Annotated in this window: 11 protein-coding genes; 3 read left to right on the top strand and 8 right to left on the bottom strand. The window is 61.6% G+C overall.

Translation table 11 applies throughout. From position 1 onward, the window contains the following. The first annotated feature begins 231 nt into the window (after positions 1 to 231). Positions 232 to 1,500: an NAD(P)/FAD-dependent oxidoreductase gene (locus ABC729_RS04940; RefSeq protein ID WP_495606532.1), complete on the top strand. Its 1,269-nt coding sequence runs from the start codon at positions 232 to 234 to the stop codon at positions 1,498 to 1,500. Between the two features lie 14 nt (positions 1,501 to 1,514). Here ABC729_RS04940 and ABC729_RS04935 read toward each other — a convergent pair whose 3' ends face one another. Together ABC729_RS04935 and ABC729_RS04930 are read right to left on the bottom strand one after the other, a co-directional pair. Then, positions 1,515 to 1,793 carry a hypothetical protein gene (locus ABC729_RS04935; RefSeq protein WP_495606531.1) on the bottom strand — a complete coding sequence of 93 codons (279 nt, stop codon included), beginning with the start codon at positions 1,791 to 1,793 and terminating at the stop codon, positions 1,515 to 1,517. Between the two features lie 34 nt (positions 1,794 to 1,827). After that, positions 1,828 to 2,466, bottom strand: coding sequence for a pyridoxamine 5'-phosphate oxidase family protein (locus ABC729_RS04930; RefSeq protein ID WP_495606530.1), 639 nt, complete (start codon positions 2,464 to 2,466; stop codon positions 1,828 to 1,830). A 162-nt stretch (positions 2,467 to 2,628) separates the two neighbouring features. Here ABC729_RS04930 and mscL point away from each other — a divergent pair, with 162 nt between their 5' ends. Further along, positions 2,629 to 3,039 carry a large conductance mechanosensitive channel protein MscL gene (mscL, locus tag ABC729_RS04925; protein ID WP_495606529.1) on the top strand — a complete coding sequence of 137 codons (411 nt, stop codon included), beginning with the start codon at positions 2,629 to 2,631 and terminating at the stop codon, positions 3,037 to 3,039. A gap of 113 nt (positions 3,040 to 3,152) precedes the next feature. On the opposite strand, the gene ABC729_RS04920 is transcribed toward mscL, so the two are convergent. Genes ABC729_RS04920 through ABC729_RS04910 form a run of 3 tightly spaced genes read right to left on the bottom strand, consistent with a single transcriptional unit; the run spans position 3,153 to position 6,691 of the window. Beyond that, positions 3,153 to 4,859, bottom strand: coding sequence for a GMC oxidoreductase (locus ABC729_RS04920; RefSeq protein WP_495606528.1), 1,707 nt, complete (start codon positions 4,857 to 4,859; stop codon positions 3,153 to 3,155). After that, positions 4,859 to 5,407 (bottom strand): gluconate 2-dehydrogenase subunit 3 family protein, encoded by a 549-nt coding sequence (locus ABC729_RS04915; protein ID WP_495606527.1) that lies wholly within the window; start codon positions 5,405 to 5,407, stop codon positions 4,859 to 4,861. The genes ABC729_RS04920 and ABC729_RS04915 overlap by 1 nt, the downstream gene beginning before the upstream one ends. A gap of 12 nt (positions 5,408 to 5,419) precedes the next feature. After that, positions 5,420 to 6,691 carry a 3-keto-disaccharide hydrolase gene (locus ABC729_RS04910; protein ID WP_495606526.1) on the bottom strand — a complete coding sequence of 424 codons (1,272 nt, stop codon included), beginning with the start codon at positions 6,689 to 6,691 and terminating at the stop codon, positions 5,420 to 5,422. A gap of 293 nt (positions 6,692 to 6,984) precedes the next feature. Between ABC729_RS04910 and ABC729_RS04905 the strand changes: the two genes are divergently transcribed. Then, positions 6,985 to 7,461: a hypothetical protein gene (locus ABC729_RS04905; RefSeq protein WP_495606525.1), complete on the top strand. Its 477-nt coding sequence runs from the start codon at positions 6,985 to 6,987 to the stop codon at positions 7,459 to 7,461. 168 nt (positions 7,462 to 7,629) lie between these two features. Here the strand turns inward: ABC729_RS04905 and ABC729_RS04900 are convergent, their stop codons facing one another. From ABC729_RS04900 to ABC729_RS04890, 3 genes are all read right to left on the bottom strand, one after another. Beyond that, positions 7,630 to 9,246 (bottom strand): peptide chain release factor 3, encoded by a 1,617-nt coding sequence (locus tag ABC729_RS04900; RefSeq protein ID WP_495606524.1) that lies wholly within the window; start codon positions 9,244 to 9,246, stop codon positions 7,630 to 7,632. A 159-nt stretch (positions 9,247 to 9,405) separates the two neighbouring features. Next, positions 9,406 to 10,995, bottom strand: coding sequence for a tetratricopeptide repeat protein (locus ABC729_RS04895; RefSeq protein WP_495606523.1), 1,590 nt, complete (start codon positions 10,993 to 10,995; stop codon positions 9,406 to 9,408). Further along, a complete protein-coding gene (locus tag ABC729_RS04890) occupies positions 10,980 to 12,425 on the bottom strand; it encodes an alpha/beta fold hydrolase (RefSeq protein WP_495606522.1) in 1,446 nt (481 codons plus the stop codon). The genes ABC729_RS04895 and ABC729_RS04890 overlap by 16 nt, the downstream gene beginning before the upstream one ends. Positions 12,426 to 12,582: the final 157 nt, after the last annotated feature.

Genomic DNA, 12,582 nt, shown 5'->3' with positions numbered 1-12,582 from the left:
TCGACATTGTTTAGCCGTGTAGCGCGTTGAGCCTTACGGCACACAGCCCGTAGCTAAATTTATGATAGCACAGCTTTATCGTGAGTAGCAACATCGCAGCGGCCATTCGGAGGTAGCGATTGACGATTCCAAGAACGACAATGCTGATTTTCACTGGTAAACTAATGATCGTGGACGTCCTTGCACGATGCCTTGGCAACGACGGTATGTCCGTCGACCGCTGAGTTTCCCATGCCCCACGCCCCCTCCTGGTACGCCGCCACGGCCCACCCTGCCCCCGTTCGCCCGCCGCTGGTCGGCGACGTCACCACCGATGTCTGCATCGTCGGTGGCGGCTATACGGGCCTTGTCACGGCCATTGAGCTGGCGGGCAAGGGCATGTCAGTCACCATATTGGAGGCCGAATCCGTGGGCTGGGGTGCCTCTGGCCGTAATGGCGGGCAATTGATCACCGGGTTCAACAAGGGCATTGCCGAGATCGAAGGCTGGGTGGGCAAGGCGGATGCCCGGCACCTGTGGGACATGTCGGAAGAGGCGAAGGCCATGCTGTCCGATCTGGTGGATCGGCATGGCATCGATTGCGATCTGAAATGGGGCTATCTGCTGGCGGCATTGAAACCCCGGCATATGAAGGGGCTGGCCGAGCATCAGGCGGAACTTCAGGGGTTGGGCTATGGAAGGACGCGCATGGTGGGGCGGGATGAAATCCGGTCCATGGTGGCGACCGATGCCTATCTGGGCGGGCTGTTCGATGCGGGCAGCGGGCATCTGCACCCGTTGAACTATGCGCTGGGGCTGGCGGTGGCGGCGGAGAAGCTGGGCGTGCGCATCCATGAGGGCAGCCGGGTGGTGCGCATTGATACGGGGACCGCACCCAAGGCGTTTACCGCCACAGGGTCGGTGTCGGCGAAGTTCCTGGTCCTGGCCGGCAATGCCTATCTGGGGGGGCTGTGTCCGCCGATCCGCAGCCGGGTCATGCCGGCGGGTACCTATATCATTGGTACCGAGCGCATGGAGGCGGAGCGGGCGCAGGCCCTGATCCCGTCCGACATTGCCGTGGCGGATGTGAATTTTGTGCTGAATTACTACCGGCGCAGCCCCGACAACCGGTTCCTGTTCGGCGGGGGGGTCAGCTATTCCGGGTTTGATCGGCCCGATTTGAAACAATCGCTGCGCCGGACCATGCTGAAATATTTCCCGCAGCTGGCTGATGTGGGGGTGGAATATTGCTGGGGCGGCTATGTCGCCATCACCATGAACCGCATGCCGCATCTGGGCCGCGTCAGTCCCACCACCTATTTCGCGCAAGGGTACAGCGGCCATGGCCTGGCCCTGACCGCCATTGCCGGGCGGGTGATGGCAGAGGCGATTGCCGGTCAGGCGGGGCGCTTCGACATTTTCGCCCGCGTGCCGCACCGGGCCTTTCCGGGACCGCCGGGGCTGAAGATGCCGGCCCTGGTGCTGGGCATGCTGTGGTATCGGCTACAGGACTGGCTGTAACGCGTTCACCGCCGCTACGCCGCGCGGCGCCGCCAGACCCACTGGATGGCGGAAATCACCAGGGTGATGAGCAACGCCTGTGTCAGCAGGGTGGAGAGCTGGAACAGCGGCTGTTGATCCAGGCGGTTGAAATATTGCCACCAGAATTGGGTGACCGGATCGCGCAGGGGCCGCAGCAGGCTGTCCCAGGCATCGAACAGCCCATCGGGGATGGCGTCCCGGAAAACCATGGGCAGCGTCAGGAACAGCGTCACGCCGATCATCGTGGCGATAAAGCGCAGCAGGCCCCACATTCCCGTTCTTCCCCCCTCGCCCTGTTCACGGCCCCTACCATAATGTGCGGCGCTGGCGTTCGGGAAGGGCGGCGTCATAAGCGGGGCCGCCTTCGGCACCCTGGCTGGCCTCCGCCGTCATCTGTCCCGCCGTGGGGATGCCGTCGGGCCGGCCCAGCGCGCCCCTGGCCCAGAGGTCGGAGCGGATCAGGGCGCGGGCGCATTGGAAATAGACCTCATCGATTTCCACCCACAGCACAGACCGGGGCAATTGCCCCTCCATGGCCAGGGACTGGCACAGGTCAGCATCAATGCTGATGGCGGCGCGGCCATTGATGCGCAGGCATTCATTGACGCCGGGGATCATGAACATCAGCGCCACGCGCGGATCGGCAATGATGTTGCGCAAGCTGTCGATGCGGTTATTGCCGCGCCGGTCGGGGATCAGCAGGGTCCGGTCATCCCGGATGGTGACGGCCCTGCCCGCATCGCCGCGCGGCGACACGTCCAGCCCGCCCGCCCCCACCGTGCCCAGCGCGAAGAAGGGCGAGGCCGACAGCCACGTGCGGTACGACGGCGTCAGCCGGTCCGACACCTTGGCCAGCGACGGCGCGCCCGGCGGGCCATACAGCGCCTCCAACACCGAGATATCGCTGACAAGGCCGGGCGGGACCGGGCGGACGGGATGCGGCATGGCGCGTCACCTTGGGAATTGGACAGGCCCCCAGTGTCGGGGCCGGGACGGGCCGGGACAAGTGCAGCGGGCACATGGGGGCTTTCCATTCCGGGCACGATGCAGGATGCTGATCCCACTGGCACGGCCACAGGGGCCGTTGCCGATGGGAACGGGGAACCCATGCTGAACGAATTTAAGACCTTCATCAGCCGCGGCAATGTCGTGGATCTGGCCGTCGGTATCATCATCGGGGCGGCCTTCACCGCCATCGTCACGTCGCTGGTGAATGACATCCTGATGCCGCCCATCGGCTATCTCATGGGCGGGATCGACTTCTCCGACTATTTCATCAGCCTGTCGGGCGGGGATTATCCGTCCCTGAAGGCCGCCAAGGATGCCGGCGTCACCACCATCAATTACGGCCTGTTCATCAATGCCGTGATCAAGTTCTTCATCGTGGCCTGGGCCGTGTTCATCCTGGTCAAGCAGGTGAACCGCTTCAAGAAGAAGGAAGAGGCCAAGCCCGTGGAGCCGACCAAGAGCGAGGTTCTGCTGTCCGAAATCCGCGACCTGTTGAAGGCGAAGGAGTAAAGTATTGCCGCTTGGTGTAGCGCGGATTAGCGAAGCGTAATCCGCGGGCCGACGGCGCCGGGATTTCCGCAGATTACGCTTCGCTAATCCGCGCTACAAACGGCCAGATATTCCTAAATGGTACCCTCCCGCAACAGCTCCACCGCATGGTTCGCGGCGCGCGCCGTCAGGGCCATGTAAGTCAGCGATGGGTTCTGCGTGCCGTTCGACGTCATGCAGGCCCCGTCGGTGACGAACAGGTTCGCCACCTCATGCGCCTGGTTCCAGGCGTTAAGGACCGAGGTGGCGGGGTCGCGGCCCATGCGGGCGGTCCCCATCTCATGCGTCTTGAAACCGACCGGATGGTCGACACGGGCACCCGCCGTCACATCCTCGCACCCGCCAGCGCGCAGGATTTCTGCCGCTTCGTCCCGGCCCCTGGCGATCATCGCCTTTTCATTGTCGCGCAAGCGGCAATCCAGATGCGCCAGCGGGATGCCCCAGCGGTCGGTCTGGTTCGGATGCAGGGTCAGGCGGTTATCAACATGGGGCAGCATTTCCCCAAACATATCGATGCGGATGGTCCAGGGGCCGTACTGCGTGGCGGCTTCCTTGACCTTGGCACCGAACCCCGTCTGCCGCCCAGCCCCCTCCAGGACCCGGCCGCGTGAGGCCCCGCCCTGGAACCCGAAGCCCCGGATGAAATTGTCGCCCGGCTTCTGACCCTTGGCCCGGACATTGGGGATGTAGATATTGTTGGGACGGCGACCGAATTCGTACCGGTCCAGCATTCCCGGCACCCGCCCCGCCGCCCAGGCCCCGCCGACATGATCCATCAGGTAACGGCCCAGCGCGTCGCTGCCATTGGCCAGCCCGCGCGGATGCGCCTCGCTGAGGGAATTCAGCATTATATGGGCGGAACCGATAGCCGACGCACACAGGAACACCAGCCGGGCACGGTGCGTGCTGGTCGCCATATTGTTGGCATCGATGACCCGCACGCCCGTGACGCGGCCCGTGGCGGCGTCATGCTCCAGGCTGTGGCAGATCTGATCGGTCAGGATGGTCAGGTTGCCCGTGTTCTGCGCCGCCGGCAGGGTGGCGGACAGGCTGCTGAAATAGGCACCGAAGGAGCAACCCCGGCTGCAATGTGACCTCGCCTGACAGTGCGAGCGGCCCAGCGCCTCCTGCTCCGCCGTGGGTGCCGTCAGGTTGGCGGTGCGGCCCATGATCATATGCAGATCGGGGCGGGTGCGCTTCAGCATCTGCGACACATGCCGTTCGGCGCAGTTCATCTCAAACGGCGGCTGAAACACCCCGTCGGGCACTTCATCCAGCCCTTCCAGGCTGCCGGAAATGCCCGCGAACCGCTCGACATGGTCGTACCAGGGGGCCAGATCGGCATAACGGATGGGCCAGTCTACCCCGTGGCCGTCACGCAGGTTGGCCGTGAAATCCGCCTCCCCCCAGCGATAGGATTGCCGATACCAGGTCAGCGATCGTCCGCCCAGCTGATATCCCCGCGTCCACATGAAGGGCCGGTCCTCGGGATAGGAGAAGGGATAGGTCCTCGTATCGGCAAAGAATTGCAGGTGCTGCATCTTATAGATCCAGTCACCCTTATCCTTCATATACTGCCAGCCCTTGTCGGGCCAATCCTCCGGCACCAGATTGCGGAACTCCACCTCCCACGGCGCTTCCATATCGGTATAGTCGGGGCCGCCATGTTCGATCTGCCGACCGCGCTCGATAACCAGGGTTTTCAACCCCTTCTCACACAGTTCCTTAGCCGCCCAGCCGCCGGTGATGCCGGAGCCGACGACGATGGCGTCCCATTCCATCAGCGCGCCCCCATCACCAGCTGTTTCATCTCCCCCCGCGTCAGGTCGCCCCGATATTGGCCGGGAACGGCGACGTAGTCGGGGTCGGCCCCTTCCGACGTGAAATAGGCGTACCAGATCAGTTGCTTCAGGCGGCGGTAGGCCTGATCGGCAGGACCCTGCCCCTGAAAGGCCGCGATATCGATGCCCGTCAGCAGGGCGGCGCGTTCGGCGGGCGGGCGGTCCATGAAGCCATGGGGGGCCGCCTTGGCATCAATATCGGCCAGGGCCTGACGGAACTGCATCCGCGTCGCCGGTACCGCCCAATCCAGCATCAGCCCATCGATCACCCCCGGCACATTGGCGGCAGTGGCACCCGGCGTGTCGGTGGCGGGGATCATGATCTCCGCCACATCGGTCAGCAGCGCCATTTCGCGGGCGTTGAAGAACCGGCCCGGCTGTCCCCTGGCCGCCCTTGTTCCCTCATAAGCCCAAACGGGCGGCGGGCCGTCCAGTACGATACCGCCCAAAAGCGTGATGGCGGCCAGCAGGGCCTGTCGCCGGTTCATGATCAGCAGTCCTTACAAGGGGCGGATGCGAAGTGAGCGGAATTCCAGTCGGCCCTGACCGGGGCGCAGCAGGATAGGGCCTGAGGACGGAAGACCCAGGGCCGCCCGGCTGCCCGCCAGCAGTTTCGATCCATTCAGCCAATGTTCGAGCCGGTCCCCCTGTGCCAGGATACGGACACGGTTCCAATGGCCGGCAGGCTTCATCGATGGCTTATCGGGGTTGGGGTCGGTCAGGTTGCGGGCCGGCACCTTGCCGGTCAGCGTGCCGCTGGCCGCGTCCCCCTGCCCTTGCGGTCCCTGCGCCAGACGATAATCGGCACTGCCCAGATAGGTGACGGCGCCTTCGGCGCCTTCGCCCGCGCGCACGTCCAGTTCCAGATCGAAATCGGTGAACCGGTCGGCGGCAATCAGGGGGGCCGTGGCACCGTCGCGGATAATCACCCCCCGTTCGATGCGCCAGCCGGCAGCCGACAGGCCGGACCATCCCGCCCCATCCTGTCCGTTCCACAGCAGACGCCAGCCCAGGGCGGCGCGTTCGGCGCTGATATGGTTGGCAATGAAATCCTGTTCATCCGTTACGTCCAGTGGCTTACGCCTGTAACGGCCGGGATCGTCGGTGATGATGCGCAGGTTGCGAAACCGCACCTCCAGCCCGGCATTGGCGGGGTCTGGCCCGACGTCATGCACCTGCAACCCGATAAAGCCGCGCGGCGTCATGTCATCGACCATGACAATGGCCGGCAGACCGTTCAGCCAGGTGCGAAAGCGCGTGCCCATCGCCTCCACCCGCAGATGGTTCCAATCACCGGATTTGAAGCTGGCCTGGGTTTCCGGGCGGTGGGCTGGTGTCGCCAGCCACAGTCGGCGCTGTTCGTCATACAGCCCACCCGTCCACCGGCGGGCCGCGTGGTCGATCTCCACCTGATAGCCATGAACGACGCCGTCGCGGTATTCAGGCTTGGATTCCGCGCGGATCATTACGCCGGTATTCAGGCGCGGATCGGTCTTCACCTCAAATTCCAGGATGAAATCGCCGAACAGTTCCTCGGTACACAGGAAGGTATTGGGCGATTTCTCCGCAGATGTCCCGATAATCTCCCCCGCCTCCAGCCGGTAGGTGGCGCGGCCACCCAGGGAACGCCAGCCGGGAATGGAACCGCCCAGCGCAGCGGCAGGCGGGATGAGGGAATGCCAGGGGGGCGGGCTGGACGCCCAGGAAGGGGCCAGGGGGGCGGATGCAGCCGCAGCCAGCATCCCCAATGCCGAACGACGCGTAGGGGTCATTGTCGATCCTCCCTGTTTCACCGCTGGGTCATTCTATCGTCCAGCTATGTGACAACCTTGTCATAGCGGATTGCCCGCTGTGGGAAAAGCCTCATATTGTTTGCAATATGCAAAAGCCACTATTCTGAATAATGCAATGCCAATGCCCTCGGATTTGCACATCCATTGCATAATGCATTATCGCGACGGCATTCCTGGGGTTACCTAACCTGGAATCAGACTTGCTTTAGGATAGGAACGACCAGCATCAGCCGGCATTGCAAGGCCTGAAGGCCAGGAACCGAGGTTATCACATGGTCCGCAAAGACCACGCATGCGCGGCATTGGCCGCCACCCTGCTTTTGGCCGCCAGCGCCCTTCCGGCACTGGCGCAGTCCAATGGCAGCATCGGCCTGCGTGGCACCATGGAAACCATCTGCTTCGTGCAGATCAATCAGACAAACACCAACAGCGTCGATCTGGTCAAAGGCACCAGCAACCTGACCATCGGCACCGTGGGTGAAAAGTGCAACCGTGGCAACGGCTTTACCGTCACCATCTCGTCCGCCAATGCCGGTGCCCTGGTGAACGCCACCGGTGCCCGCGCCGCTTACACGGTGCAGTATGATAATTCCGGCGTGAAATCGCTGGCCAACCCCGTCGTCCTGACCCGGACCAGTGCCAAGAAGACGGTCTCCACCAAAAGCTTCAAGGTCAATATCCCCGCCAGCCCGCAGGCCATCGCTGGCACTTATTCCGACACGATCACGGTGGCGATTGCGGCGCGGTGAGATGGAACTATCCGCCCCCGGCGCTGTTCACTCTCCATGACCCCAATGGTCAAAGGAGAAAGAACATGCGCGGCATCCTGCTATGGGCGCTCGGTATCCCCATCCCGATCATCATTATTCTTTATCTCATCGGCGTGTTCTAACCGCCGGGATTGAGTGGCCGCCCGGTCAGGCCGCCACCGTCGTCACGCTCTTGTTCTGCTCACGCGTCTTCAGGAAGCGCAGGGCCGGGAAATCCTCCTGCGCGCGGTTCAACTGCCAGCCATTGCGGGCCAGATAGACCAGCGCGCCATCATGATCTTCGGCAAGATCGGCGCGGCGGCTGTCGATGAAGTTCTTCAACGCAATGGGATCGTCGCTTTCCACCCAGCGGGCCGCGTCATAGCCGGCGGTTTCAAACCGCGCCTTCATGCCATATTCGGCCTCAATCCGGGCCGCCAGCACCTCGAACTGCAACTGACCAACCACGCCCACGACCCAGTCGGCACCCACGATGGGCTTGAACACCTGCGACGCCCCTTCTTCGGCGAAATGCTCCAGTGCTTTGCGCAGATGCTTCACCTTCATCGGGTCGTCCAGACGCACACGCTGCAACAGTTCAGGCGCGAAGCTGGGCACGCCGGTGTAGCGCAGTTCTTCCCCCTCGGTCAGCGTGTCGCCGATGCGCAGGGTGCCGTGATTGGGGATGCCGATAATATCGCCGGGGAACGCATCCTCCGCCAGCTCGCGGTCGCGCGCCAGGAACAGCACGGCATTATTGACGGCCAGGATCTTGCCGCTGCGCATATGTTTCAGCTTGGTTCCGCGCTTGAAATGGCCGGAACAGAGGCGGAAAAAGGCGATACGGTCGCGGTGGTTTGGGTCCATGTTGGCCTGGACCTTGAACACAAAGCCCGTCACCTTGCCCTCGTCCGGCTCCACCATGCGGCCATCGGCCTTCTGATGGCGCGGCGGGGGGGCATATTCGGCCAGACCCAGCAACAATTCGCGCACGCCGAAATTATTGATGGCAGAGCCGAAGAACACGGGCGTCTGGTGGCCTTCGCGATAGGTTTCCAGGTTGAAGGGCGGGCACAGTTCCCGCACCATGGCCACGTCCTCACGCAGCTTGGCGGCCTGGTCGGCGGGCAGCATCTGGTCGATCTTGGGATCGTCGATGCCATTGCATTCCACGCCATCGGTCGCCACATCGCCCGACCGACGATCCATCAGGATCAACCGGTCACGGATCAGGTCATAACAACCCCGGAAATCCGACCCCGACCCGATGGGCCAGGAGGCGGGCGTCACCTCAAGCTGCAGGTCACGCTCCACCTCGTCCATCAACTCAAACGGGTCACGCGCCTCGCGGTCCATCTTGTTCACAAACGTGATGATGGGCACGTCGCGCATGCGGCAAACTTCAAACAGTTTGCGCGTCTGGCTTTCAATACCCTTCGCCCCATCGATGACCATGACGGCGCTGTCGACGGCGGTCAGGGTGCGGTAAGTATCTTCGGAAAAGTCCTCGTGGCCTGGTGTGTCGACCAGGTTGAAGGTGCGGTCGGCATAATCAAAATTCATCACCGACGCGGTGACCGAAATCCCGCGCTCCCGCTCCACCTTCATCCAGTCCGACCGCGCACGCCGCTGCTCGCCCCGCGCCTTCACGGCCCCCGCCATCTGAATGGCCCCACCGAACAGCAGCAGCTTTTCCGTCAACGTCGTCTTACCCGCGTCCGGGTGCGCGATGATGGCAAAGGTACGACGCTTGGCGACTTCGGTTTCAAGGATATTGTCGGGCATGGGGCACTTCTGACGGCTGGACGCGGATCAAGCGGGTTCAATAGCCGATTTGAGACCCGCACAGGGGGGAAAGTTTTGCAGGGGGCCTGTGAAAGGGCGCGGATGCACCCCAAAACTTCCAATCCCGGCAACATCTTCCGGTCATGATGGGCCGCTACCTTACCCCCCACGTAGCTCCTGAATGGCCGCCAGCACATACCCAACCACGCTGGGTACATTGGACGCGCGGGCAAAACCCTCCGCCTCCACAAGTGCTGCATCCCGCCTTGCCTTTTCCTCAGTCCCTGACAGGCAGCGTGCCAGATCCGCCAATGAATAGGCGAGGCCCGTTGGATTCCGTTCGATCCGATATAGGGCAATGGCCTGACTATAATACCCCCTCGCCGCATCAACCTGCCCCAACTGACGTTCCAGATCACCAAGGCTCTGAAGCGTATTCGCCTCGCCAAGCCCGTCCTGCACCTGCCGATAAAGCACCAGGGCGGCGTCATAGCGTTGGCGCGCCGCATCAAACTGGTCCAACTGACCTTCCAGATCACCAAGGCTCCGAAGCGTATTCGCCTCGCCAAGCCCGTCCTTCTCCTGCCGATAAAGCACCAGGGCGGCGGCAAAGCGTTGGCGCGCCGCATCAACCTGCCCAAGCCGCCTTTCCAGATCACCAAGGCTCTGAAGCGTATTCGCCTCGCCAAGCCCGTCCTGCTCCTGCCGATAAAGCACCAGGGCGTCGTCATAGCACTGGCGCGCCGCATCAAACCGATCCAGTCGCCTTTCCAGATCACCAAGGCTCTTCAGCGTATTCGCCTCGCCAAGCCCGGCCTTCTCCTGCCGATAAAGCACCAGGGCGGCGTCATAGCGTTGGCGCGCCGCATCAACCTGCCCAAGCCGCCTTTCCAGATCACCAAGGCTCTTCAGCGTATTCGCCTCGCCAAGCCCGTCCTTCTCCTGCCGATAAAGCACCAGGGCGGCGTCATAGCGTTGGCGCGCCGCATCAACCTGCCCAAGCCGACTTTCCAGATCACCAAGGCTCTTCAGCGTAATCGCCCCACCCAGCCCGGCATCACGTAACTTACACAGAAGAGGGTGGCTCAGGGCAATGCGGAATTGGTATAAATTGTATAAACGCCGGTTTATCTGTCGTAGCCAATCATTGTCCCTTGTTGGTGCATTCATCTCTTGCGTCATCAGGTTGGCCAAAGTCGCAAAATGCGAAAGCAGCCACTCCCTTGCGCCCAAATTTTCTGCGTTCGATATTGTCGCGCTTGCCTGTTCTGCCATCGCCTTGAACAGGTCATGGGCTGGTTTGCGTGCCAGGGGCCAGGAAAAACCGTCCTGGTCTTTCTGTGCCGCGCGCAGAGCGTAACGGGCCAGTGGCGGCAGGACATGCCAACGCCCGTTACGTTGGAACAGCACATGATGATCCGCTAAACGCGTGCGAGCAGTACTGGTCCACCCCCCGCGCGTTTCCAACCTCTCCAGGTCAGATTCCAACACACCATCATCAAACAGAGCCACCAGGGTCCAGAGATGCAGGGCACCAGGGATGCTGGCCAGGGCGTTTGCGGTCAGGCGAAGGCTGACATTCAGGCTCCCCTGCCGATCATCGGCGTCCAAACCATCATCAACAATATCGGTGCCCAGCACTTCCCAATCCCGGACCAGGGCCACAAAAGATCGGCTATTTCCCAATCGGGCCATCAATGTAATGCTCAGGGCATGTGCCCCCAGTTTGCCGATCACGAAATCGGCCAACTCCTGATCATCGGGAAGCTGGGCGCCCTCTCCCCCCATAATTCCCGGAACAGGCGCAGGGCGCTGTCCGCTGGCAATTGATCAATTTTAATCGGCGTCCCGAAAATATTGTTCAACATGGTGCGGGAGGATGCCAGCAACCGCACCCCATCCTTATTACGCATGGCCCTCAACAGGTCACGCGCCGCCCCGTCATCGGCAATCCCTTCCAGATTGTCCAAATACCACAGGCCCGATGGCATTATGGTCAGAAGCTCTTGCGGCGTGGCGCAATCGGGTTTGCCGATGGCCAGGCCAATCTGTGCGATAAACACACCCAGCCCCGCCCCGTCGGGAACCCCCACATAAAAGGCCCTGGCACCCGACTGCTCGGCCAACCAGCTTTTCAGTGCGGCCTTACAAACCTCCGTCTTGCCAGCCCCACCAACCCCGCCGACAAGCGTGCTGACCATACGCGCTGATTCTGTCCCCCGCAGGAATGCCAGAACCTGTTTCACCTCCTCATCACGGCCATAAAACCGGCCGTCGCGTGGTTGCAGCAGGTTGTCGCCTGGACCGCTCAATTGACCGGGATACCGTTGTAATTCAACGACTTCTGTAGGCGGCACACGGGGCCGCTCGACGGGTGTCGCTGCGATTTCCTTCACAAACTTACAGACGGACGCATGTATCTGTGCTTTTCTATCTTTCGGCTTACAAATACTGAAATGATCTTCAGGCAGTTTGATCGGGTGACAATCCGAGACACCAGGATTGGCACTGCCGCGATCCACCACCAGAACCGACGGACCACGAAACCAGCGGAACCAGCGACGCTTTGACGTTACACCATGCGTTTCCGCAAAAATAAGGACCTTGACCCCCCATTCACCGACGCTATTTAAAAATCGCCTATTGAGGCCTTCCAGATGATGATCATGCTTCGAAAGATCACCGACTTGTGGATTAGCTCTTGATACAATTTTGATTGCTTCAAACAGACTGGCTAACTGCGCCCCACCATGGGGGGTGGCAATAAATACAATCCCCTGTATGCGCTTTGCCAGCCCCTTAAAGCGATTATCCTCGTATAATCCGTAGGTTAGCATCGTCTTGATGACGAGGCCACCCATACTATGGCCAACGAGAATTAATCTCTTATTGTGCAGTTCACGGACAGTGGAAAGCCTGTCCATGATGTGAGAACCCTGGTCGGGCAACGGCATTGCCTCTTCCGTCCATGCTGACGGCTTTGCGTCATATTTCAGTGTCCAGACATCGCATCCTGTATCGCGCCCCACCCAATGCAGCCAGAAATCATCCGACCGACATTTTTCATACCGCCAGCTATCTTTGGGGTGGCCACCCAAACCATGGACGAATATCAGGGCGGGTGCATCTTCCCTTCCCACATACAATCGTTCCAACTCTGCCACGTCGTACCCCATCATCGGCACCGATAGGACAGTAACACACGTTAATATCGAAGTGGATCAGGGAGTAGCTTGACTTTACAGGCACCCGCCCCCCTCTACCGCCGCAACATAGCGGTCAAGGATGATGGTGTGCTGAAAATGAAGAAGGGCTTGGAAATCATTCGCCCGTGAC

It is taken from the genome of Niveispirillum sp. CC-CTL257, from assembly GCF_059489915.1.
Note: the sequence above shows the minus strand (reverse complement) of the source record. Positions and strands in the feature narration are given on the sequence as shown.

Bases quoted from the DNA above. Each gene is read 5' to 3' on its own strand.
- ABC729_RS04920 (WP_495606528.1), bottom strand. From the start codon at position 4,859: ATGGAATGGGACGCCATCGTCGTCGGCTCCGGCATCACCGGCGGCTGG.
- ABC729_RS04890 (WP_495606522.1), bottom strand. From the start codon at position 12,425: ATGATGGGGTACGACGTGGCAGAGTTGGAACGATTGTATGTGGGAAGG.
- ABC729_RS04900 (WP_495606524.1), bottom strand. From the start codon at position 9,246: ATGCCCGACAATATCCTTGAAACCGAAGTCGCCAAGCGTCGTACCTTT.
- ABC729_RS04940 (WP_495606532.1), top strand. From the start codon at position 232: ATGCCCCACGCCCCCTCCTGGTACGCCGCCACGGCCCACCCTGCCCCC.
- ABC729_RS04935 (WP_495606531.1), bottom strand. From the start codon at position 1,793: ATGTGGGGCCTGCTGCGCTTTATCGCCACGATGATCGGCGTGACGCTG.
- ABC729_RS04905 (WP_495606525.1), top strand. From the start codon at position 6,985: ATGGTCCGCAAAGACCACGCATGCGCGGCATTGGCCGCCACCCTGCTT.
- ABC729_RS04910 (WP_495606526.1), bottom strand. From the start codon at position 6,691: ATGACCCCTACGCGTCGTTCGGCATTGGGGATGCTGGCTGCGGCTGCA.
- ABC729_RS04915 (WP_495606527.1), bottom strand. From the start codon at position 5,407: ATGAACCGGCGACAGGCCCTGCTGGCCGCCATCACGCTTTTGGGCGGT.
- mscL (WP_495606529.1), top strand. From the start codon at position 2,629: ATGCTGAACGAATTTAAGACCTTCATCAGCCGCGGCAATGTCGTGGAT.
- ABC729_RS04930 (WP_495606530.1), bottom strand. From the start codon at position 2,466: ATGCCGCATCCCGTCCGCCCGGTCCCGCCCGGCCTTGTCAGCGATATC.